The following is a 21,607-nucleotide window of genomic DNA, read 5'->3' as shown; positions in this document are numbered from 1 at the left end:
AAAGACTGCCATCACAGACAGTCTTTCTTATTAGGAAAAGTAAATAAAGATTATTTACCTTGTTCTAACTTAAGTGTGACAGTTGTTTGATCACAAACTTCTGTTGGTCCAAAATATTGGATAGGACCTGGATATACATATTCTGTATTGATTGCCCAATTCTCGCGATTAGCAGCAAAGAACTTAAATGGAGCACCATCTAATTTTACTAATGCTTTTTGTATAACAGGCTTCATTTCGCCATGACGACGTTCCATGTTCATCATCATTGTAACTGGTACACCTCCTGCAATCCATTGGTCTGCCGGAGCTGTTGTATTGCGAACAGAAGACATATAACCTGTTTTACCTGCACCGATAAGAGCTGAAGCAGTATATCCTAATGAATAGCAATAGTCAGCATCGTAGTTCGATGGAGCAGCACAACGACCTTCGTATCCAAAGAAGTGAACTTGTGGAGAGAATTTACCATCATATTTACCTGCTTTTTTCCACTCAGCTAAGCGGTTACCAACCATTTCAGCCAAAAGTTTTTCAGTTTCGATTAATGATACTTGAACATTTCCGTGTGGGTCGCGGTCAAGAGTTAATTGGCGAGCTACACCTTCAGGAAGGCTTGCATACACAGCTGAGTTATCAGGTGAAAGCTTGCTGATTATAAATTGACGTTGTTCATCTTTTGCAACAGCATCAAATTCAGCTTGGTGATGTGCCAAATAGTCATTCAATTCAGAAATAAGTGCTTTAATAGCCGGAATAAATTCGATTAATCCTTCAGGTATAAGAACTGTTCCGAAGTTATCTCCTTTAGCTGCACGTTTAGCTACGGCAGTTGCTATTTCATTTACGATATCGTCAAGAGATTGTTTTTTAGCTTCTACCTCTTCTGAAATAATACAAAAGTTAGGTTGTACCTGTAAAGCACATTCAAGAGCAATATGAGAAGCCGAACGACCCATTAATTTGATGAAGTGCCAGTATTTACGAGCCGAATTACAGTCACGTTGAATATTTCCGATTACTTCTGAGTATACTTTACAAGCAGTATCGAAACCGAAAGATGTTTCAATCATTTCGTTTTTAAGGTCACCGTCAATTGTTTTAGGGCAACCAATAACTTGCACACCTGCATTTATCGCTTTGTAATATTCAGCTAAAACGCAAGCATTTGTATTAGAATCATCTCCACCAATAATAACAAGAGCTTTGATATTCAATTTCTTTAGAATTTCAAGACCCTTATCAAATTGTTCTGTAGTTTCTAATTTAGTACGACCCGAGCCAATAATATCAAAACCACCTGTATTACGATATTCATCGATAATTTCAGCAGTTAATTCTTGGTATTTATGATCAATAAGACCACCGGGTCCCATAAGGAAACCATAAACTTTATTGTCTTTATTTAGATTTTTGATACCATCAAAAATACCGGCTATAACATTATGTCCACCAGGAGCTTGACCTCCGGAAAGAATAACACCAACATTAGCAACAGGGTAGTCAATCTTGTCCGTTGTTTCAACAAACTTAACGATAGGCATACCATAAGTGTTAGGGAATAGCTTTGCTACAGCTTCCTGATCTGCTACTGATTGAGTTGCTGCACCTTCTTCGATTTTTACAGTACCATGTAATGCTTTAGGCATTTTAGGCTTATAAGCAGCTCTGGCTACTTGTAATGCACTTTTAGTCATCTTGTTTTTATTTGTTTATTTAAATTGGATTAATTCTCTTACTTTTTTACCTTCTGAGCAGATAGTATATCATATATTTTAGAAAAACAATCTAAAATATGGTGAATACCATCATGTACAAATTTCGCTATTTTTTTTGAATTATAAAATAATAAGTAATGCGAATTATGTATTGCTTCATTTCCCTGTGATAAATAGCAGTTATATCTGGGCTTTATACAAACTATATATTATTTAAACTCGCAGACGTATTCTATAGATAGTTGAGTCATTAATATATTATTGAATATTTTTTTACTTAAATTTATAAAAGCAAAAAAAGATCTCTTGAGTTTTTCAGGAGATCTTTCTTGTAATTATATTACTTATATTCTTAGAACTTCCATTGATCGGAAGTTTTTGCAGACTGAGTTTTAGTTGAATTTCCTGTCGATCCTTTGTAATATTTCATTGCTTCAGGAAGCGCTTCGCGTATTTTCTTTATACGGGTTTCGTCAGAAGGGTGAGTACTTTGAAATTCGGCGACACTTGCTCCTCCTGATTTATTAGACATTCTAGTCCAGAATCCTTCTGCCTCTTGTGGATTATATCCTGCCATTGCCATAAAGATTAAACCCAATTTATCTGCTTCTAACTCTTGTTTACGCGAATAAGGCAACATAACTCCATATTCCGCACCAAGCCCATAAACCGAATTTGCAACTGTTTGTACAGTACTCGATGTTCCACTCAAAGCAACGCCTAGAGCAGCCCCACCATATTGTTGAAGCATTTGCTGGCTCATACGTTCATTTGCATGCTTTGCAACAGCATGTGCAACCTCATGTCCTAGTACTACGGCTAATCCTGTTTCGTCTTTAGTAATCGGTAAAATTCCTTCATATACTACAATCTTACCACCCGGCATACAAAAAGCATTAACTTCGGGACTTTTTACCAGATTAAATTCCCAAGCATATTCAGAAAGCATACTTTCCATTCCGTTTGCCTTCAGATATGTTTCTACAGCGTTAGCTATGTTTCTTCCTACTTTATTAACGAGTGCAGTATTTGCTTTATCTGTAGATTTCGGTGCAGTTTTCATAAACTCACCATATTCTTGCAAACTAAGTGTTAATACCTCTTGATCAGATACTAATAGAACTTGCTTTCTTCCGGTTAATGGAACACTGCTACAACTTGATAATGCAAGGAATAGTATCGCAATACTATACAGAAATATATTTTTCATCATTTCTAATCAATTATTTTATATATTCAAAACAATGTAACCTAAAGAATGTTCAATTTGGAGTATTGCTATCACAACATTTGCAACCATCATGTTTTTCAAGTACACGATGAGGAAAATCTCCATGACCCACTATTTCGATGGGGCATGAGGTATATGTTTGTTCAAGCCACTCACTAGAAACATTCGATCCTGCGTGGTAATGCAGTCCTTCATTAACACAGGCTATATTTTTCACTAAAGAAATTACTGTTCCTACATCATGGGAAACTATAATAATCGCTGTGTTTAGATTTACTTCCTCCAAAATCTTATAGAAATTTGTCTCGAATCGTTTATCGACATATGAGTTTGGCTCGTCAAGGATTAATAGATCAGGGTTATCAACAATAGCTCTACCTAATAAAGTTCGCTGAAGCTGTCCTCCGGATAAATTTCCTATGGGTCTATTAATGAGATTTTCTAACCCCATTCTATGAGCGACGTTTTTAGCCTGCTCTTTTTGCTCATTTGTAAAATAAGTGAAGAATTTACGTTTGGCTGTAAGACCGGATAAAATTACATCAAAAACAGAAATAGGGAATTTTTTATCTATCTGATTGATTTGAGGTAGATAACCTATGTTGAGGCGATTGACAGCTTGATCTTTTTTATAAAATACAATATCTCCGGTAGTTGGTTTAATAAGTCCAAGCATCGTTTTTAACAGAGTTGTTTTACCACCACCATTGGGACCAATAATTCCAAGAAAGTCATTCTGATATACATTCAGGTTAACATCATTGAGTATTGGCCTATTGGATTCGTATCCAACAGTTATATTTTTTAATTCTAGAATTTTGTTAGTCATGTTTTTGTGCAATAGCTTTTGCTATTTTTATCAGTTCTTCATTCCAAGAATAAGAGAGTGGATTAATAGATACAATTTCAGCTCCTAATTCTTTAGCTATAGGTTCGGCATTCTTTTGATCATACTCCTCTTGTACAAATATTACTTTTACATTGTCTTTTTTTGCCTCTTGAATGAGATTAGACATTTGCTGAGGTGTAGGTGTTTTGCCATCAACCTCGATACTATACTGATTTAAACCATATTGATCAGCAAAGTAACTTAATGCGGGATGAAAAATTATGAAAGATTTACTAGGTGCTTCCGATAAATAGGATTGAATTGTACTGTCTGTCGTAAGTATTACTTTTTCAAGATCCTTGTACCTCTCCAGATAATAATCGGTATGTTTAGGGTCTAAACCAACGATCGAATTATACATATTTTTTGAGATTATAAGGGCTGTTGAGGGTGAGCTCCATATATGAGGATCACTGCCTTCATGACTATGCCCGGCATGTCCATGATCATCCATAATTATAGGCATTCCGACAGAACAATCTACTATTTGTAAATCAGGATTATTAATACTTATATTATTAAGCCATGTATTCTCGAATCCTAGATTGCCAACTTTAAAAAACATCTTACTTTTTCCAATATTTACCATTTGAGAGGGGGATGGATCATAAGATTCGGGATTAGATCCGGATGGTATAGCTGTATTTACTGTATACTTATTTCCAACAATTGCCTCTAAAAAGTATTTTTGAGGTTCAATAGATACAGATAATGCATTCTCTGTATTAGTATGTGGAGGTTTGCACCCTAATAGGGTAACAAGTAATAAGCTGAGTGTATAAATTATATATTTCATGTCAAATCTGTGATGTGAAATAATTAGAACCATATTTTATGGTTCTAATTATTTCTTTTTATTTTATTTATACAGCAATAAAACGCTCTAGGCCTTTAAGGTTAACCGAGGCGAAATAAATTGTGTATTCGATCAAATTCTTTATTTAAGTCAATTTCCAAGTCTCTTAAAATACCCTCATTAAGGTCATATACCCATCCTACAACACGTGGATAACCTGTATTCTTAAATGATTCTCTAACCTCTCTGATTTTAATAACATTGATGCATTGTTCATAAATGTTTATTTCAACAAATCGGCGATATCTTTCTTCAGGATCTTTTATTAAGCTAAGCTCTTTTTCGTGTAGCCTATATACATCACGGATACTTCTTAACCAAGGGCTTATCAAACCGGAGTCTTTAAAATCCATGGCAGCTTTTATTCCTCCACAATTGTAATGTCCACAAACTATAATATACTTAACATTCAGGTTTTGTACACCATAATTTATCACAGATAATACATTCAGATCAGTGTTTATAACCATATTGGCTATATTTCGATGAACAAAAACTTGCCCGGGTCTCAATCCCATAATTTCATTGGCATGCACTCTGCTGTCGGAGCATCCGATGTATAAAAAATCAGGATGTTGTTCCTCTGCCAGATGGTGGAAAAATTCCGGATCATCTTTTAGTTTATCTTCCACCCAACGTTTGTTGGCTTCAAATATATCGTTATATAAATTATCTTCTATCATTTTATATTTTCAATTATTTTTATAGATTGTTGTATCAGCGATTTTGTTTCATCGTTGTATACAACGTAATCCGCACGTTTTAGTTTTTCATCATCTGATAATTGGCTATTTATTCTTTCCAGAACCTTTTCTCTGGTGGTATTATCTCGTAGCATGGTGCGTTGTATACGGTCTTCTAATGGGGTGTATACTATTATAACCTTATCAGTTAATCTTTCCATACCCGATTCATAAAGAATAGCAGCTTCAAGAGCAACTATATGATGATGTTGGTATTTTTTTAGCCATTCGCAAAAGTGCTTATCAACTTCAGGATGAATAATTGAATTAGCTATTGCGAGCTTGTGTTTATCATTGAAAATATATGAAGCTAATAATTGTTTATTTAGTTTATCGCCGTTATATAAGTTATTACCAAAGGCTTTGGTTAGTTTTTCTCTAATAACAGGCGATGATTCTGTCAGTTTTTTACTCTCGATATCGGCTATATAGACGGGTATATCTAATAGCTTAATGATATTAGTAACAGTTGATTTACCACTGCCTATGCCTCCTGTTATGCCTAGCCTAATCATTGAACTTTTGTATTTTTATATTCAAAAATAAATTCAACGTTTGGTGGAGAAATGGTTAGGTTTCTCACATAACTAGGACTGGAAGTAATACGCACAGGAACAGAAACTTGCTTAGACTCTTTTATTCCATCATAATCAATTGCAACAGAAAAATCTTTAATTTTTATAGAGTCAACTTCCGAAACTCCTACGAAAAATGAAAGTTTTACTTTAGAAGGAAAAAATTTCACATTCAAATTTTCCGGAAGATTTAGACATTCTACTGCTATTTCTACATTTTTCTGAGTATATGCTTCTACTGGAACATCTATACTTACTACTTCGGGCACAAATCGTATACCTTTTACTGAAGCAAGTTTGAATGAAATCCTTTTATCTGAATTAAGTCCGCTTATAGTATCATTTACAGTGTAAGCAAACATCAGTTTATCCAAATCGGGCTTTGCTGCATAAGCCATCACACTATCCGGAATAATTTTGATATCACTGTTTAGAAAGTATCCGGGAGATAGATTTATCTGCCCATCAAAAATAAGAGGTACTTTTTTATATTCAAGGATTGCATAATTAAACGATATGCGTACAGGATCGTAATTGAGTATTTGGGTAGAAGTCGGTAATGCTTTACGAACATACATATCAAATGTACTACCTTGCAAAACTTTGCTGGAACTGCTATTGATAATAGCAGAAACATCTAATCGTAAAGTATCTCTTTTTTTGAAATAGTATTTAAACATACTAAATCCATTATCTTTTATCCTCAAACTGATCTGTGAAGGTAAAGAATCCTGAAAAATGATACTATCGGGTACCGATACGTATTTGATCGGAACAGTAATAGATGTTTCGAAATATTGGTTATAAATCTGCATAAACCAAAGGAATGCAGCTATAATGACAAAAAAAGAAAAAGTCAGAATTTTTTTCCAAGATATTTTTCTTAAAAAAAATCTGACTTCTTGCCATATTTTATTTGCAGCATTGCTCATTGCTTATGCATCTTTATTTCGTCAATATAAATTGATATTACTCAGTTTTAAGCTTTAGGAGCTTCTTCTGAAACTGCAAATACCGAAGCTTTATCTATTTTGATTTTTACGCTTTCCGCAATTTCAACAATAAAATAAGTTTCGCCTATTTCTTTGATTCTACCATGTACTCCTCCGGCAGTAATAACTTTATCACCAACTTTCATTGCTTGGCGAGCTTCTTGTACGGCTTTTTGTTTCTTTTGTTGTGGACGTATCATAAAGAAATAGAATACCAAAATAATAAGACCAAACATAGCGATTGTACCCCATGCTCCTCCGGCCGGCCCTTCTGCCGCTTGTAAGAATACTACTAATGAATTCATAAAATTTATCGTTTTTTATTTTTATTAAGGTTTTAGACCTATTTAATGTTGGGATAAGTGTATACAGTATAGATATATTATCATTCGGATATCTAATACTGAAACCTCTCTTTTACAAAGATACTTTTTTTTATAAAATATAAAAGTGAAAAGAGAATATCCTGCACTTGCCAATGCCTAGATTTTATTTTTTTAATAATTTATTTTCGCTCTTTAGTTCTGTTACTACTGAATCTAAGATACCATTTATAAAAGAAGAACTTTTATGTGTACTATATGATTTAGCGATATTTATATATTCATTCATTGTAACATTGATAGGAACAGACGGAAAGGCTAAAAGTTCAGATACTGCTGTTTGCATGATAATCATATCCATAAAAGCAATTCGTTCAGATTCCCAGTTTTTTGCATATTTATTGATCAGTTCGCGAGCCATTTTTACATTAAACATCGTTTCTCTTAGAAGTTTAATGGCAAATTGGCGATCTTCTTCATCTTTAAACATAGGAAGTAATGCTTGATTCGGACCTTTTTCAGTGTCTAGTTTTTTTATTGTTTTAATCACGAATGATTGTACGATTTCAATATCATCATTCCAGAAAAGGCTATCATCTTCCAAGATATCATCGAGTTCTTCATCACAATATATAAATGTTTTGAAAACCTTTCTCCAAAATTCACGATCTGTATCAAAGTCAGAAACTTCGTTTTCCAGATATTCGGTATAAATATCAGAGTTTAAAATCTTTTCGAGCAAACTTCTGACGTAGTTTTCGTGATCTTCCCACGATTGAGGCCTGTCTGCAATATATTTATTATATTGTGTATTATCTTTTAATTGTTTGATAAATAGATTATCTGACAATTTGGTATTTGGATTAATATCTTCGTCAGTTGGTAATAGTTTACCTTTACGAGCTTCGAGACGTCTGGTATGAGTGTCGGTAATTTCAATGAGAAGAGCCAATAGATAATAGTACAAGTCGTATGACTTTTGAAGACTGAACATGAGTTCGGTTTCTGCTTTTTTTAGGTCTCCACTTTCATTAATATAGGTAGAGTACAATACTTGTATAACCCGAATACGAATAAGAACGCGATTGATCATTTTCAATAAGTAAATTTGAGGTGCAAAGATAGTAATTCATCTTGTAATATCTCTCTAGGTAGGTGTTTTTTTATTTAATGTTAGAGTTGTGCAATCACTAAAAGATTTGTTTTGATGAATCTTTTTTATTGCAATACGAAGCATTTGTTATTGATATTACCTACTCAAACAAAGTTATCCCTTCCTTATATGTTTTATATTTAAGTGTAGGGAGTAGTTCTTTTCTCATTCGCTCAGTATTGCCGTAATACGATATTCGACCGATCTTTATAAAGTCACGAGTGAGTGGACTTATCTTTCCTGATAAAGAGGAATAGAGTTCGAATGAGCGTGCTGCAAACATAATCATCCATAGAGGCATACGCCAAGGCTTGTGGTTTCCTTTGTAGGTCGTTATATCATCTAGAAATTGCTGTAATGTTTGAATGCCTTCGTCTCCAATATGATATATACCGTGAATGTTGGGCTTTATTGCAGCAGCTATTGTAGCATTAACAAAATCATCTTTGGATATAAGGTGAATATAGGTAGGTTGTTTCCATACGCCTAGCAAGTAATGACGGGCAAACCACTGAGCTGCATCAATCATCAATATATTCTTTCCGTATACCATCCCGACTCTTAATGATACGGGTGTGAATTTATATTGCTCTGCGTATTTAAACAGTAGTTTTTCTTCTTCGAGTCTGGTTTGGGCATGTGCAGATATGGGATTACCATCCAAAGTACCGTCTGCAGGCTTATGAGGAAAGGTTTCGCCTTCGACATGGGGAAAGCTAATAAGAATAACTTTTTTAACTTGTTGCTTTACTGCAACATTTAATAGATTGTTGAAATACCGGGTATTGGTTTCTGAAAGAAATTTTTCGGGATTGGCCTTGAATAATACACCTGCAAAATGAACGATTGTATCTACATCTTTTAAAGCATCGAATAAACTACCTTCATCAGCAAGATCCGTTTTGAAGATGGATACATTCTGTTGAGAAGAGAGATCATCTGATATTTTTTTATTGTGAATTAAAAGATTTAATTCTACGTCTTTCTTTTGTAAACCATAAGCTAATAGGTTGCCCAAATTGCCGGCTGCTCCCGTGATTGCGATTTTTTGTTTTAGCATAATTACCATTATTGAGTCAATCCCTAAGTACAAATATACCTATATAAGTATATTATAAAGCTGTTTTTTTGCTACATTTGCAAAAAAGTATTAACAAGATTAGATAAACGTTACATTATAATATCCATGAGCGACCAAAGATATAATCAAAGAGGTGTATCTGCATCCAAAGAAGATGTCCATAATGCAATAAAAAACATAGATAAAGGATTATATCCCCAAGCCTTCTGTAAAATAATTCCTGATATATTGGGGGGAGATCCGGAGTATTGTAATATAATGCATGCTGACGGAGCAGGAACTAAGTCGTCTCTGGCATATGTATATTGGAAAGAAACTGGTGATTTATCGGTATGGAGAGGTATAGCACAAGATGCCTTGATTATGAATATTGATGATTTACTTTGTGTCGGAGCTACTGATAATATCTTATTATCGTCAACTATCGGACGTAATAAGATGCTTATTCCGGGAGAGGTTATCTCTGCGATAATTAATGCAACAAACGATCTGTGTATCGAATTATCAGATTTAGGAGTGAATATTTATCCTACAGGTGGAGAAACTGCTGATGTGGGGGACTTGGTACGCACTATAATAGTTGATAGTACAGTTACTTGCCGAATGAAGCGTTCTGATGTTATATCTAATGATAAAATTCAAGCAGGAGATGTGATTGTTGGGCTGTCTTCTTCAGGACAAGCTACTTACGAAACTGAATATAATGGAGGAATGGGTAGTAATGGTTTAACATCGGCACGTCATGATGTATTTGCTAATTATTTGGCCCAGAAATATCCTGAAAGTTATGACGCTTCTATTCCTTCGGATTTAGCTTATTCGGGTGGTAAAAAGTTGACTGATACTATTTCTGATGTTTCCCTAGATGCAGGAAAATTAGTTCTTTCACCTACACGTACTTATGCACCTGTCATTAAGCATATCCTAGAACAATTACGCCCTCAAATTCATGGTATGGTGCATTGCTCAGGAGGTGCTCAAACTAAAGTTTTGCATTTTGTTGATAAGGTAAAAATAATAAAAGATAATATGTTTCCGGTGCCACCACTATTTAAGCTTATACATGAGCAGTCCGGTACAAGTTGGCAGGAGATGTATAAAGTCTTTAATATGGGGCATAGAATGGAAGTATATGTTTCTCCGGAATATGCACAAACAATAATTAATATTTCCAAGTCGTTTAATATTGATGCTCAGATAGTCGGTAGGGTAGAAGAGTCTTCAAAAACAGAGCTTGTGATTGAAAGTGAATTTGGAAAATTTATATATTGAAAAACTAACATCATTAATTTTATATGGAAAATAAATCATTCACACAAAATCCAAACTTTAATTTCAACGCACCTTTGGATGAAAACAGACCTCCTAAACCGAACAATAATCTGCCTTTGGCTATAGTTGGAACAATTGTAGGTATATGCAGCCCTTGTTGCATTGGTCTTATACTTGGTATTGTTGCAATTATATTTTCGAATCAGGTTGATACCAAATATAATTATGGCGACTATCTTGGAGCCGAATCATCAGCTAAAAATACTAAAATATTGGCTTTCATATCAATCGGCTTATTCGCATTGAATTTGGTCTGGATGATTGTACAATTTGCATCTTTAGGTGCAGATGGATATTTGGAGCAATATCAACAAATAATAGAGCAAATATCTAATCAATAAGATTGACTAAATTATACAGAAGGGTAGTATCGTTATATTACCCTTTTTTATTTTTCCTCATGAGAAAACTGATTGTTATATTCTTATCTATAATCTTTCCGATTATCATTATTGGTCTATATTATTTCTATAATGAAGCTGATAGTGGATGGAGTATGCAATGTACTTTCCATCAGGTAACAGGATTACAATGTCCTGGGTGTGGAGGTCAGCGGGCTTTACATTATCTATTGCATGGTGAATTTATTACAGCTTTGAGATATAATGCTCTTTTTGTGGTTTTTACACCATTCTTTATTTATCTTTACATTATTCTTGTTGAAGTATATGGCCTTAAAAAACAATTGTACTTAAATAGTTTTTTGTTTTCTGGTAAATTTGGGTGGATAGTTTTAATCATGGCTGTGTCTTTCTTTATATTGCGTAATATACCTTATTCGCCTTTCCTATTGCTATCGCCACCTCTTTAATCTGCAATAGAAGAACTACGGAGTAGTTTATCAAATTCTTCTTTTGTTCCGTGGAATACGTTTAAATCAACTAAGGTTTCTATTCCCTCAAGTCGACCTTTGTCGGCATATTGCCAAAACAACCATTTTCTATTATTATCTAATTGGGGCGTGGTTTGTATATCTCTAATCCATATCGGATTGCTCTCAAAGTGTTTTATCAGATATTTCAGGTAAAACTCCTCAGTAGTATATATGAGAACCTTTTTTCCATAGTAATCTTCAATAGTTTGTATATAAAGTGCTATTTCGTGGATGATATTTTCTCTGTAGTTCTGAGGACTGCAATTACCGGCAAATTCTAAGTCGATGATAGGAGGTAAGTTAGTACTGTCTTTAGGTACTGACTCTATAAAATTATAAGCCTGTTCTTTGCCATCTCTGCAAAAAGTGAAAAAGTGATAAGCCGCTCTGGGGATATTTAGCTGTTTTGCCTGTGCCCAATTTTTCTCGAATTGTGTGTCTTTAAAGTCACCACCTTCTGTCGCTTTTATAAAAGCAAACTGCACTTTATTTTTATCTAATTTATCCCAATCTATTTTTAGTTGATGATGTGAAACATCAATACCATGTACGGGATATAGGTCTGGTGAGGGATAATTTAGTCTTATATATCCGAGATTATAAGCATATCTTATACCCATAAAACTGATGAGAATTATAGCTAGGGCAACAGAAGAATATATAATGATTTTTCTACTCATTCATTTACCAACCGAATGCTTTATCATTCATCCAAGTACCATGTGTTTTCATAACCTGCTCTATAACATCACGGGCAACTCCTTCACCACCTTTTTTATGCGATATATATTTCGCAATACCTCTGATTTCAGGTGCAGCATCTGCGGGAGCAACCGGGAGGCCAACTTCTTTCATTACATGGTAATCCGGCAGATCGTCTCCCACATAAATAATTTCTTCCGGTTTATAACCTGTTTTGGATAAATAATTATTGAAATCATTGATTTTTATGGATGATTTCATATATATATGTTCAATACCTAATCTGGAAAAACGCAACCTTACAGCCTCTGTGTCACCACCGGTAATAATTGCTAAGCCGTAACCCGATTTACAAGCTAGATTAAGGGCGTAACCATCCTTAATATTTACCATGCGCATTGGCTCTCCTTCGGGAGACATAGGTATGCTATCCGGAGATAACACTCCATCAACATCGAAAATAAATGCTTTTATTTTATTCAGATCGTAGTTTATAGAACTCATATTTATTAAGACTTATTTGTTTTGTATATATTTTTACTGATTAAGGAATATATTTCCTGTAAATCGGCATCTTTGATCAATTCAAGATGCTTGTTTATAACATTCTCATCATAACGTATTGCAGGACCCGTTTGAGCTTCTTTGGGGCTAAGGCTGTGTGTTTTTGCTGCTGTTTCATCTATCAAAGGTAGTACAGTTTCAAAAGGAATGCCTTCTTTTTCTAAGATACTATGAGAGACTGAATACATGTGATTTACAAAATTACATGCAAATACACCTGTAAGATGAAGATATTGACGTTTTTCGGAAGATAAAGAATATACTTTACTAGAAATTTGCTCTGCGATGTTAAACAAGATTTTCAAATCATTCTCGTTATTTGCTTCCAAAAATAAGGGAATTACACTGAAGTCTAAATTACGATCTTTACTAAATGTTTGAAAAGGGTATAATACGCCATATCGGTTATTATATTCTTTGAAAATATCTAAAGGTATACTACCTGCGGTGTGTATCCATAAACCTTTATTAGAAGGGATTTCAGCTAAGATATTGGGTAGAGCAGAATCTTTAATCGAAAATATATAAATATCAGCATCTCTTATCACCTCTTTTATATCAGAGGTTGATTTTGCATTGACTTTTTGAGCCAATTCCATTGCCGAATTAGCTGTTCGACTATATATTTGGAGAATATTGAACGAGTGTTTCGATAACTCAATTGCTAAATGAGTTGCTAAACGTCCGGCGCCTATAAATACAACATTCATCTAAAATTTATTTTTTAGAGGTGATAACCATAAAAAGCCCTACAGCAATTAGTATAACAGGTATTATTAATGAAGAAAAATTGTGAATCCATCCAAAGAAGAAATCAAAATTCATGATTACTCCAATGGCAGTGAATACAATTCCCATTGTTTTCTCAGCCTTTGTGAATAGAAAAATAATACCGGCAATCAGGAAGAAAGTACCAATATTCATTAATTTATCAGCATAGGGTATATGTGCCAATATTCCCGTTTTACTAAGTAGGTATATTATACCTATTATAAGGATTAAAAGACCATATGGGAATCTGTTACCTGAGTTTTTAGCCATATTGAGATTCGTTAATTTATTGTTGCTGTATTCTGTTTACTTGAATTTTCCTATATGCACTTTTTCCCATTCCAGTTTTTCATCATCGTGGGATGGCTTTTCCTGATCCTTATGTCCAAATACTATGATTGATAAAACTTGCAGTTGCATGGGGATATCTAATAAATCTTTCACATATTCTTCTGACGAAGTATCAGAAGCTGTATACCGTTCTCTGATTTGTATCCAACAACTTCCTAAGCCTAAATCTTCCGCTTGGAGTTGCATCATAATAGAAGCTATAGAGCCATCTTCAACCCACACGCTACTGGTAAAGGGATCAACAGCAACTACTATAGCTAAAGAGCAGTTTTCAATGGGTTTACTTCCCATTTTTTTGCAAAGTGCAAGTTCATCCAATAACTCTTTATCTTCAATGGCTATAAAGTGCCATGGCTTTGCGTTTTTAGATGTTGGAGATTTTAGTCCGGCCTTTAAAATTAGCTCTACTTCTTCTGCCTTAAGAGGTTCGGAGGTAAATTTGCGTATACTACGTCTTTGAGTGATTAGTTCAGAAAAATTATTCATTACAAATATATATTCAGGTCTCAGACCTTTTTGTTGCTTTGGTAAGTATAACAATGATAGAATCTCATAAATAAAAAAGATAGATATACTTATTCTTTATCAATTAATTTATTAATAAGTTCTTCTTTATTTTCCGATTCTCGGATACCTTCAGTACTGCTTTTCTTCAATAATACGGTTAGTGTTTGCATTATAAGTTTAATATCTAATGCAAATGAATATCCGTTGATATATAATAAGTCGTATTTGAGTTTATCTTTTACAGAGGTATTATATTTACCTTGTACTTGAGCCAATCCGGTTAATCCGGCTTTTACCCGGTGACGCAAATTATATTCAGGAATATCAATGCAATATTGATCTACGAAAAAAGGACGTTCGGGACGTGGGCCTACAATACTCATATCGCCTTTTAGTATATTGAGTATTTGCGGAATTTCATCAAGGCGGGTTGCTCTTAAGAAGTATCCTAGTTTGGTGATCCTATTATCCGATTCTTGAGCTAATGTTGGTCCTGAGGCAGCTTCTGCGTTCTCAATCATTGTTCTGAATTTGTAAATGTAGAAAGGTTTATTACCTCTTGTTATCCGCTCTTGCTTATAAAACACCGAGCCACCACCTATTTTAAGGCATAGTGCAACAATGACACCCGGAATAAAGGCTACGATAAAAGCGATAGAGCACAATAATATATCTAATGTGCGTTTGGCAAAATCGTGTTCTATATTAATATCAAAAGGTCTAACCTTTAATACAGGAGTGTCTCCAATTTGTACAAAATTGGCATTAAATAAAAATATCTCTTGAAACTTAGGTTCATAAAAGAACTGCTTACTTTTTTTGACACAGTCTTCTGCCATCTCTTGCTTCATACTTTCATCAACATCATCAGAAATGAAAATAAGATCGCAGTTTGCCATGTATTTTTCGAGATTAGGAGATTCCGGTTTGCAGATATGTTTAACATTAGACCACATCCCTTTAGAATGCAATAGTTTTTCTGCTAAATGACGAGCCTTGTCATACCCAATAACTAAAACCGTTTTTAAAACATTATCTTTTAGGTATTTCTTGTTAATGTATAAATGCCATAGTGTTAATAGAACGACTTGAACTATGGAGCTAACAATTAATATACTTCGGGGATAGGCTAATCGTCTGGTAAGGAAGCTCATTGCCATTGTTAATAGAAATAAGCATAAAATTGCTACGGTGACCGAATAAGCTACTCCAAATAAAGTAAACTCTTTAGGTTTATCAAGTTCAAATACATGCCCTATAATAAGATAGAATAGGCCGATGTATGGTGCCATAGATATTATGGAGTATAGATTGTCATTATAAGCGGCTAGGCTATCCGCAAAATACAGATATGCCAGATAGGTTGACAGATAAATAATAACGAGATCAACCAATAGAATAAACATACTAAATCCTTTTCTCGTAAATAATCTTTCCATGTATAATTACCTAAAATTGTTAAATCCTAAACTTTGTTTTAAAATACAAATTTAGAAAGATATTACTGAAAAATGATATATTCGAAATATAATTAAAATGAAGAAGAAAAGGAAAGATGTAATCTATTAAGTGTTTTTTGTTTAAAAAGCAATATCTTTGTCTTTTAACTAAAGACTTTAGTCGGTAAAAAGAATGAAAATTTTTCAAGTTATAACAGTTTCAGAATTTGGTGGAGCTCAGTCTGTTGTGGCAAATCTAATTCAAGGTTTAAGCGATAGCGACGAAGTTTTTATTCTATATGGAGGAAATGGCGAAGCTTGGAAACATTTGGAAAAGAAGGTTCATTTGATTAAACTCTGTGAACACCGTAAAGAGGTATCTTACAAGGATTTATTTTTGGTTTTTAAATTGTTTAAATTAAGACTTAAATATAAACCAGATGTCGTTCATTTACATTCCTCTAAAATGGGAGCTATTGGGCGTATTGTGTTTAATCCGAAGACTATAGTCTATACAGTTCATGGTTTCGATTCAATAAGGAAAGCTTTTCGGAAGTTTTTAATTGTTGAGAAAGTGTTAAAAAATAGGGCGGCTCGAATAGTTGGAGTTAGTAAGTATGATGTCGACTGTTTACGTGAAGAAGGAATTTCTAAAAATGTAGAGCTTGTCTATAATGGTGTGGTCGATCATACATCTGATGATCAACAATCTTTAGAAAATGAAGATTTAAAAGAAAAAATAAAAGAGATTAAACGTCATTATAATCATATAGTAATGTGTATATCAAGAATTTCTCCTCAAAAGAAATTTGATTTATTCGTAGATATAGCAAAAGCTAAACCTAATTATGCGTTTGTTTGGATTGGTAATAAGGACGTTTTGACTGATTTACCTTCTAATGTATTTTGTTTGGGAGAGACTCATTCTGCATATATCTATTTAAAGTATGCTGATGTTTTTATTTTACCTTCGAATTATGAGGGTTTACCGATATCGCTTTTGGAAGCTTTATCATTTGGTATTCCAATAGTTGCATCTAATGTAGGGGGCATTGGTGAAGTTTTAGATGGAAATAATGGGTTTGCTGTAGAAAATAATATTGAGTCTTTTGTTTCTAAAATCGACTATGTTTTGCAAGATTCAGTAAATTCTCAAATAAAAACTTATGCCAGAAAATCTTATTTGAGGAATTTTACAATAAATAAAATGGTAGAAGGGTACACTTCTATATTTAAAGCAATATATAATAAAGGAAATCGTTAATAAATATATGTCAAATCCTCTAGTCTCAGTTTTAATACCTTGTTATAATGTCGAGAGTTATGTGGTTGAGTCTGTTTCATCCATTATAGAACAGACGTATATAAATCTAGAGATTATTATTATAAATGACTGTTCATCAGATAATACAAGTAATAAGTTACAAGAATTAGCTAATAAAGATAGTCGTATAAAGATTTATAATAATGAGACTAATTTAAAACTGATAAAGACATTAAACAAAGGAATTGAGTTGTGTAATGGGAAGTATATTGCCCGTATGGATGCAGATGATATCTCTTTTCCGACAAGAATAGAGAAACAAGTATCTTTCTTAGAGCAAAATGCCGACTATGATGTTGTTAGTACCATGTTTTACACATTTAGAACAGGTAAATCAAAGCATAATCTCTATAAAAATCCTAAAACATATGAAGAGTTACAAGCTTATCTATTGTTTAGATCGGGTATTTGTCATCCTGCTGTAATGATTCGGAAAACACTATTCTCTGAGTTGGGATTAAGGTTCGAAGAAAAATATTTGCATGTAGAAGATTATGCACTTTGGTCTAAGGCTCTTTATTGTACGAAATTAGCAAATATTGATGAGCCTCTTTTATACTATAGAGTTCATGAATATCAGGTTTCGACATTGAATGAAAAGAAACAAATTGAAAATAAGAAAGAAGTCTTTAAAATTCACTGTGAGAAGTTAGGTTTAGCTTCTAGTGCTGAAGACTTAGATGTATATGCTTCTGTTGCTGAGTGTATTCCTTCAGAGTCTTCATTTGATTATCTTTATAAATGTGAGACGTTTATGATAGGTCTATTAGATAGAAATAGTGCAGAACAATTTAGCTCTCCTCAATATTTATCTAGAATCTTATCTTTACATTGGATTCGTCTTTGTGCAAATTCGAGATTAGGCTTAAAGGTATTGAGTAAATGTTTTGACTCTCCACTCTATAATAAAGAATATTATAGTAAAAATGACATACTAATATTATATATTAAGTGTTTATTCAAGATGGAGTATAAAAAATCGTTTTGGTATAAACTGGCATTTAGATAAAAATTTATGAAGAAGATATTGTTAATAACGATATTATTTATTTTCCTTTTTTATACACTCTATCCCCAGGCAATATCTTTTTTTGGGTATTCCTTCCTTTTTACATCCGGAGCATTGGGAGTCGGTTTATACCTTTATAATGGAAGACCTTTTGATGAGGTTGTAACGATTATTCTATCCTATATTCCGTTTGTATTATGTTGTTTCATTACAATGTATCTTACACCATTTAAAGATCCATATTTAGTTGATTATACAAAGAGTCAGTTTGCATGGGTATTTGGCTCCTATTTGATTGTTACCTTTTTCTTTGTGGTTCATCCGAAAGGAACATTTACTTTGTTTTTGTACTATATAGTAGGAGCTATATTTGCGCAGTGTGTTATTTCTATTGCCATGCACGAAAATGCAGCTATTCGGGATTTTTGTAATTCTTTGCAAATGATGGATGTTACAGTTTTAGCCAAAAGACAAGAAACCGAAGGCGCTCGTTTGTTGGGGTATGGGGTAGCATTCTTTGGTGCAGGTGTATCTTGTGGATTCGCTCTTATAGCTTTAGTATACATTATTTTAAAGACTAAATTAAATGTAATCTCTATTATTGTATTAGGTGGGGTGTATTGTTTTATCTTGTATGTTGGTCTCCTATCGGCAAGAACAACAGCTATAGGTCTTTTTGCAAGTATCATTCTCGCTATTATACTCCTTTTTACAAGTAATAAAAAAGATGTTAGAAAAGGACAGTTTTTTAAATTCTTAGCTATTGCAGCTTTATTTGCTTCAATAGGTCATACGCTCGCATACCTATACTTTCCGGAGTTTGCAGATTGGGCATTTGAAGCTTTTATTAATTATAACAAAACCGGTCAGTTTAGGACTAATTCATCGGATGGTTTAGAGGAGATGTTTCAATTACCTTATACCTTTGATCAATGGCTATATGGATGGGGTAATATGGAATTCTGGGGTAGTGATGTTGGATATACACGTCTGCTATTTTATGTTGGACTACCGGGCACATTAGCCTATTTCTTCTATCAATTTATGCTTATTAAATTGTCATTTACTAATGATAGAGCTTTTACATTTACATTACTTATAATGTATGCTTATAATCTAGCATTGAATTATAAAGGTCTTTCGGATTTAAATCTGTTTATGTATTTATTCATATTCTATTTCCTTCATTATCGATATTATATTTATACACCACAATTATACAGACTTGGAAAATTCAATTCGACTAAACTTCGTTATGCCGTTCAAGGCTCGACGCCCCACAGGAGGGTTTAGGGTTATGTATGAATATGCAAACAGGTTATCAGATCTTGGTTATGATGTACACATTACTTACCCTCTGAAAACGAAGTATATGGAGTATCGCCTACCATATATTGCACGTTTTATATTATCTTATATAGAGGGATTTAGGACAAGTCGATGGTTTGACTTTAGGTCCAATATTTCGATGTGCTATACTAACTCAATCAATGATAAAAATGTCAAAGACTCGGATATTGTAATAGCTACCTGGTGGACTACTGCGTTAGAAATGGGTTCATTAACAGAAAAAAAAGGTCGGAAAATTAATTTTATACAAGGGTATGAAAATTGGATAGGGCATGAGGACGAACTTCATTCATCATATGATATGGAAGGGGTTACAAATATTGTAGTAGCTTCTTATCTGAAAGATATTGTTACAAAGTATACCCTTAATCCTACAGTTTTGATTCCCAATGCTATTGATAAAGAGAAGTATCGAATATTGAATCCAATAAAAGATCGAAACTCTTTAACCGTTTGTATGTTATACTCTATACAAGAGATTAAAGGTTCAACTTATGGACTTGAAGCTTTGTCTAAAGTAAAAGAGAAGTGTTCTGAATTAAAAGTTGAATTATTTGGTATATGCCCGGCTCCTGAAAATTTACCGGACTGGATTACTTTTTATCGTGATCCTAAGGATTTGAGCTTAATTTATAACAGAAATGCTATATTTATTTCAAATTCTCTGACCGAAGGTATGGCACTGACTCCTATGGAGGCTATGTTTTGCGGTTGTGCAACTATATTAACAGATATACAAGGGCATGCTGAATATGCTAAAGATAATGATACATCACTATTATATAGTCCAAAAGATTCAAGTCAATTGGTAGATAAAATAATGAGTTTAATAACTAATAATGACAATCGTATATTCTTGGCTGAAAGAGGAAATCATTTCATCCAACAGTTTTCTTGGGATATTGCCGTGGAAAAAATGGACAGGGTTATAAAAGAGTTACTTCATAAAAAGGAAGTTTAGGTAATTGTAGTATTTAAATGAAGAGAAGAGTTGCAGTTTTAATTCGTGTATATGACCGTATCGAGGATCTTAAATATAATCTTCAGATAATTAAACAAACATGGACAGAGTTTGATTATCATATTATTGTTGTAAGCAATGGGTATCCCGATGGATATCGTATTGATGCAGATTCAGTACGGGTTATAGATAACTTTGTTGCTTTAGAGCATAATGCAGGTCATAAAAAGGGTAACTCACAATTACTGATGGAAGGGCAAAAATGTATTCCTTCAGATTGTGATTATACGGTTATATTAGAGGCAGATACCTGGATATATGGGGATCGTACCATAAAAGAATATATCGAATTCATGGAAGAGGCATCTAATATTGTATGGGCCAGTGCCGATTGGTATGATAAAGACTATGCTCTAGCTGTAGATTTTGCAGTTATAAAATCGAATTTTATTCGTAACAATCCTAATTTATTTGATTTTGAGGATTATCCGGAATCTTATATTGCAAATTATTTAAGAGATGCTGGTGTTGGATTTAGATGGATTACGGAAAATATGCCGGTACATGTACCTAGTTATGTTGCCAAATATCCTTATGTAGATGATTCAACTCAAAAGCGTTTCTATGTATTTCCTAAATCTAAAATGGTTACCCATCATATCGAATTTTTAAAAGGCGGAATGTCTCAAAAAAAGCGTTATTTTAATATAGTTGCTAACTATGACTTCTTTAAAGAGGAGATGGTCTCTAATAAAGGATGGCAGAGGTTTAAGATGTATTTTTGGATTAGACTCAGTAAGCTTTTTATAAAGAAAAGCTGGTTTCAAAAAAAATATTATAGAAATATTACCCAATAGAGAAA

24 protein-coding genes are annotated in these 21,607 nt (G+C 33.5%); 8 read left to right on the top strand and 16 right to left on the bottom strand.

Features of this window, described 5'->3' with window-relative positions; all coding sequences use genetic code 11:
* Positions 1-50: 50 nt before the first annotated feature.
* From G7051_RS16500 to G7051_RS16455, 10 genes are all read right to left on the bottom strand, one after another.
* A complete protein-coding gene (locus G7051_RS16500; RefSeq protein ID WP_166202021.1) occupies positions 51-1,697 on the bottom strand; it encodes a diphosphate--fructose-6-phosphate 1-phosphotransferase in 1,647 nt (548 codons plus the stop codon).
* Between the two features lie 373 nt (positions 1,698-2,070).
* On the bottom strand, positions 2,071-2,931 hold the full coding sequence (locus G7051_RS16495; RefSeq protein WP_166202019.1) for a M48 family metallopeptidase: 861 nt from the start codon (positions 2,929-2,931) through the stop codon (positions 2,071-2,073).
* Positions 2,932-2,980: 49 nt separating this feature from the next.
* Positions 2,981-3,778, bottom strand: a complete 798-nt coding sequence (locus G7051_RS16490) for a metal ABC transporter ATP-binding protein (protein WP_166117261.1) — start codon at positions 3,776-3,778, stop codon at positions 2,981-2,983.
* On the bottom strand, positions 3,771-4,634 hold the full coding sequence (locus G7051_RS16485) for a metal ABC transporter solute-binding protein, Zn/Mn family (RefSeq protein ID WP_166202017.1): 864 nt from the start codon (positions 4,632-4,634) through the stop codon (positions 3,771-3,773). The genes G7051_RS16490 and G7051_RS16485 overlap by 8 nt, the downstream gene beginning before the upstream one ends.
* Positions 4,635-4,735: 101 nt before the next feature.
* Positions 4,736-5,377: a carbonic anhydrase gene (locus G7051_RS16480; RefSeq protein ID WP_166202015.1), complete on the bottom strand. Its 642-nt coding sequence runs from the start codon at positions 5,375-5,377 to the stop codon at positions 4,736-4,738.
* The gene (gene coaE, locus G7051_RS16475; RefSeq protein ID WP_166117255.1) at positions 5,374-5,952 is read right to left on the bottom strand and encodes a dephospho-CoA kinase; all 579 of its coding nucleotides are present in this window, start codon (positions 5,950-5,952) and stop codon (positions 5,374-5,376) included. The genes G7051_RS16480 and coaE overlap by 4 nt, the downstream gene beginning before the upstream one ends.
* Positions 5,949-6,944: a YbbR-like domain-containing protein gene (locus G7051_RS16470; protein WP_166202013.1), complete on the bottom strand. Its 996-nt coding sequence runs from the start codon at positions 6,942-6,944 to the stop codon at positions 5,949-5,951. The genes coaE and G7051_RS16470 overlap by 4 nt, the downstream gene beginning before the upstream one ends.
* A gap of 47 nt (positions 6,945-6,991) precedes the next feature.
* The gene (gene yajC / locus G7051_RS16465; protein ID WP_166202010.1) at positions 6,992-7,309 is read right to left on the bottom strand and encodes a preprotein translocase subunit YajC; all 318 of its coding nucleotides are present in this window, start codon (positions 7,307-7,309) and stop codon (positions 6,992-6,994) included.
* 184 nt (positions 7,310-7,493) lie between these two features.
* Positions 7,494-8,420 carry a transcription antitermination factor NusB gene (nusB, locus tag G7051_RS16460; RefSeq protein WP_166202008.1) on the bottom strand — a complete coding sequence of 309 codons (927 nt, stop codon included), beginning with the start codon at positions 8,418-8,420 and terminating at the stop codon, positions 7,494-7,496.
* Positions 8,421-8,580: 160 nt separating this feature from the next.
* Positions 8,581-9,540 carry an NAD(P)-dependent oxidoreductase gene (locus G7051_RS16455; protein WP_166202006.1) on the bottom strand — a complete coding sequence of 320 codons (960 nt, stop codon included), beginning with the start codon at positions 9,538-9,540 and terminating at the stop codon, positions 8,581-8,583.
* Positions 9,541-9,666: 126 nt separating this feature from the next.
* Here G7051_RS16455 and G7051_RS16450 point away from each other — a divergent pair, with 126 nt between their 5' ends.
* Genes G7051_RS16450 through G7051_RS16440 form a run of 3 tightly spaced genes read left to right on the top strand, consistent with a single transcriptional unit; the run spans position 9,667 to position 11,704 of the window.
* The gene (locus G7051_RS16450; protein ID WP_166202004.1) at positions 9,667-10,833 is read left to right on the top strand and encodes an AIR synthase-related protein; all 1,167 of its coding nucleotides are present in this window, start codon (positions 9,667-9,669) and stop codon (positions 10,831-10,833) included.
* 23 nt (positions 10,834-10,856) lie between these two features.
* Complete coding sequence (locus tag G7051_RS16445; RefSeq protein WP_166117243.1) at positions 10,857-11,234, top strand: CD225/dispanin family protein; 378 nt, start codon at positions 10,857-10,859, stop codon at positions 11,232-11,234.
* 59 nt (positions 11,235-11,293) lie between these two features.
* Positions 11,294-11,704, top strand: a complete 411-nt coding sequence (locus tag G7051_RS16440) for a DUF2752 domain-containing protein (RefSeq protein ID WP_166202002.1) — start codon at positions 11,294-11,296, stop codon at positions 11,702-11,704.
* Here G7051_RS16440 and G7051_RS16435 read toward each other — a convergent pair.
* From G7051_RS16435 to G7051_RS16410, 6 genes are all read right to left on the bottom strand, one after another.
* Positions 11,701-12,447 (bottom strand): GH25 family lysozyme, encoded by a 747-nt coding sequence (locus tag G7051_RS16435; RefSeq protein ID WP_166117239.1) that lies wholly within the window; start codon positions 12,445-12,447, stop codon positions 11,701-11,703. The two genes, G7051_RS16440 and G7051_RS16435, sit on opposite strands and share 4 nt — an antisense overlap.
* A 4-nt stretch (positions 12,448-12,451) precedes the next feature.
* Positions 12,452-12,973, bottom strand: a complete 522-nt coding sequence (locus G7051_RS16430; RefSeq protein WP_166202000.1) for an HAD family hydrolase — start codon at positions 12,971-12,973, stop codon at positions 12,452-12,454.
* Between the two features lie 5 nt (positions 12,974-12,978).
* The gene (locus G7051_RS16425; protein ID WP_166201998.1) at positions 12,979-13,743 is read right to left on the bottom strand and encodes a Rossmann-like and DUF2520 domain-containing protein; all 765 of its coding nucleotides are present in this window, start codon (positions 13,741-13,743) and stop codon (positions 12,979-12,981) included.
* Positions 13,744-13,750: 7 nt separating this feature from the next.
* On the bottom strand, positions 13,751-14,074 hold the full coding sequence (locus G7051_RS16420) for a hypothetical protein (protein ID WP_166117233.1): 324 nt from the start codon (positions 14,072-14,074) through the stop codon (positions 13,751-13,753).
* A 36-nt stretch (positions 14,075-14,110) separates the two neighbouring features.
* A complete protein-coding gene (locus G7051_RS16415) occupies positions 14,111-14,641 on the bottom strand; it encodes a nitroreductase family protein (protein ID WP_166201996.1) in 531 nt (176 codons plus the stop codon).
* A gap of 89 nt (positions 14,642-14,730) precedes the next feature.
* Complete coding sequence (locus G7051_RS16410) at positions 14,731-16,101, bottom strand: sugar transferase (protein ID WP_166201994.1); 1,371 nt, start codon at positions 16,099-16,101, stop codon at positions 14,731-14,733.
* Between the two features lie 193 nt (positions 16,102-16,294).
* Here G7051_RS16410 and G7051_RS16405 point away from each other — a divergent pair, with 193 nt between their 5' ends.
* The 5 genes from G7051_RS16405 to G7051_RS16385 are packed head-to-tail and all read left to right on the top strand — an operon-like array spanning position 16,295 to position 21,602.
* The gene (locus G7051_RS16405; protein WP_166201992.1) at positions 16,295-17,365 is read left to right on the top strand and encodes a glycosyltransferase; all 1,071 of its coding nucleotides are present in this window, start codon (positions 16,295-16,297) and stop codon (positions 17,363-17,365) included.
* A 7-nt stretch (positions 17,366-17,372) separates the two neighbouring features.
* Positions 17,373-18,434, top strand: a complete 1,062-nt coding sequence (locus tag G7051_RS16400) for a glycosyltransferase family 2 protein (protein WP_166201990.1) — start codon at positions 17,373-17,375, stop codon at positions 18,432-18,434.
* Positions 18,435-18,440: 6 nt separating this feature from the next.
* Positions 18,441-19,727, top strand: coding sequence for a hypothetical protein (locus tag G7051_RS16395; protein WP_166201988.1), 1,287 nt, complete (start codon positions 18,441-18,443; stop codon positions 19,725-19,727).
* On the top strand, positions 19,690-20,745 hold the full coding sequence (locus G7051_RS16390; protein ID WP_255493268.1) for a glycosyltransferase family 4 protein: 1,056 nt from the start codon (positions 19,690-19,692) through the stop codon (positions 20,743-20,745). The genes G7051_RS16395 and G7051_RS16390 overlap by 38 nt, the downstream gene beginning before the upstream one ends.
* Before the next feature lie 17 nt (positions 20,746-20,762).
* On the top strand, positions 20,763-21,602 hold the full coding sequence (locus G7051_RS16385) for a glycosyltransferase family 2 protein (RefSeq protein ID WP_166201986.1): 840 nt from the start codon (positions 20,763-20,765) through the stop codon (positions 21,600-21,602).
* The last annotated feature ends 5 nt before the right edge of the window (positions 21,603-21,607 follow it).

The sequence above is a fragment of the Dysgonomonas sp. HDW5B genome (genome assembly GCF_011299335.1).
GTDB lineage: Bacteria > Bacteroidota > Bacteroidia > Bacteroidales > Dysgonomonadaceae > Dysgonomonas_A.
This window is presented reverse-complemented; position numbering and strand designations above follow the sequence as displayed.

Excerpts from the sequence above, each read along its gene's own strand:
- G7051_RS16415 (WP_166201996.1), bottom strand. The coding sequence starts at position 14,641 with ATGAATAATTTTTCTGAACTAATCACTCAAAGACGTAGTATACGCAAA.
- G7051_RS16500 (WP_166202021.1), bottom strand. The coding sequence starts at position 1,697 with ATGACTAAAAGTGCATTACAAGTAGCCAGAGCTGCTTATAAGCCTAAA.
- G7051_RS16495 (WP_166202019.1), bottom strand. The coding sequence starts at position 2,931 with ATGATGAAAAATATATTTCTGTATAGTATTGCGATACTATTCCTTGCA.
- G7051_RS16435 (WP_166117239.1), bottom strand. The coding sequence starts at position 12,447 with ATGAGTAGAAAAATCATTATATATTCTTCTGTTGCCCTAGCTATAATT.
- G7051_RS16450 (WP_166202004.1), top strand. The coding sequence starts at position 9,667 with ATGAGCGACCAAAGATATAATCAAAGAGGTGTATCTGCATCCAAAGAA.
- yajC (WP_166202010.1), bottom strand. The coding sequence starts at position 7,309 with ATGAATTCATTAGTAGTATTCTTACAAGCGGCAGAAGGGCCGGCCGGA.
- G7051_RS16430 (WP_166202000.1), bottom strand. The coding sequence starts at position 12,973 with ATGAGTTCTATAAACTACGATCTGAATAAAATAAAAGCATTTATTTTC.
- G7051_RS16480 (WP_166202015.1), bottom strand. The coding sequence starts at position 5,377 with ATGATAGAAGATAATTTATATAACGATATATTTGAAGCCAACAAACGT.
- G7051_RS16425 (WP_166201998.1), bottom strand. The coding sequence starts at position 13,743 with ATGAATGTTGTATTTATAGGCGCCGGACGTTTAGCAACTCATTTAGCA.
- G7051_RS16440 (WP_166202002.1), top strand. The coding sequence starts at position 11,294 with ATGAGAAAACTGATTGTTATATTCTTATCTATAATCTTTCCGATTATC.
- nusB (WP_166202008.1), bottom strand. The coding sequence starts at position 8,420 with ATGATCAATCGCGTTCTTATTCGTATTCGGGTTATACAAGTATTGTAC.
- G7051_RS16395 (WP_166201988.1), top strand. The coding sequence starts at position 18,441 with ATGAAGAAGATATTGTTAATAACGATATTATTTATTTTCCTTTTTTAT.
- G7051_RS16420 (WP_166117233.1), bottom strand. The coding sequence starts at position 14,074 with ATGGCTAAAAACTCAGGTAACAGATTCCCATATGGTCTTTTAATCCTT.
- G7051_RS16405 (WP_166201992.1), top strand. The coding sequence starts at position 16,295 with ATGAAAATTTTTCAAGTTATAACAGTTTCAGAATTTGGTGGAGCTCAG.
- coaE (WP_166117255.1), bottom strand. The coding sequence starts at position 5,952 with ATGATTAGGCTAGGCATAACAGGAGGCATAGGCAGTGGTAAATCAACT.
- G7051_RS16485 (WP_166202017.1), bottom strand. The coding sequence starts at position 4,634 with ATGAAATATATAATTTATACACTCAGCTTATTACTTGTTACCCTATTA.
- G7051_RS16385 (WP_166201986.1), top strand. The coding sequence starts at position 20,763 with ATGAAGAGAAGAGTTGCAGTTTTAATTCGTGTATATGACCGTATCGAG.
- G7051_RS16470 (WP_166202013.1), bottom strand. The coding sequence starts at position 6,944 with ATGAGCAATGCTGCAAATAAAATATGGCAAGAAGTCAGATTTTTTTTA.
- G7051_RS16445 (WP_166117243.1), top strand. The coding sequence starts at position 10,857 with ATGGAAAATAAATCATTCACACAAAATCCAAACTTTAATTTCAACGCA.
- G7051_RS16490 (WP_166117261.1), bottom strand. The coding sequence starts at position 3,778 with ATGACTAACAAAATTCTAGAATTAAAAAATATAACTGTTGGATACGAA.
- G7051_RS16400 (WP_166201990.1), top strand. The coding sequence starts at position 17,373 with ATGTCAAATCCTCTAGTCTCAGTTTTAATACCTTGTTATAATGTCGAG.
- G7051_RS16390 (WP_255493268.1), top strand. The coding sequence starts at position 19,690 with ATGCCGTTCAAGGCTCGACGCCCCACAGGAGGGTTTAGGGTTATGTAT.
- G7051_RS16410 (WP_166201994.1), bottom strand. The coding sequence starts at position 16,101 with ATGGAAAGATTATTTACGAGAAAAGGATTTAGTATGTTTATTCTATTG.
- G7051_RS16455 (WP_166202006.1), bottom strand. The coding sequence starts at position 9,540 with ATGCTAAAACAAAAAATCGCAATCACGGGAGCAGCCGGCAATTTGGGC.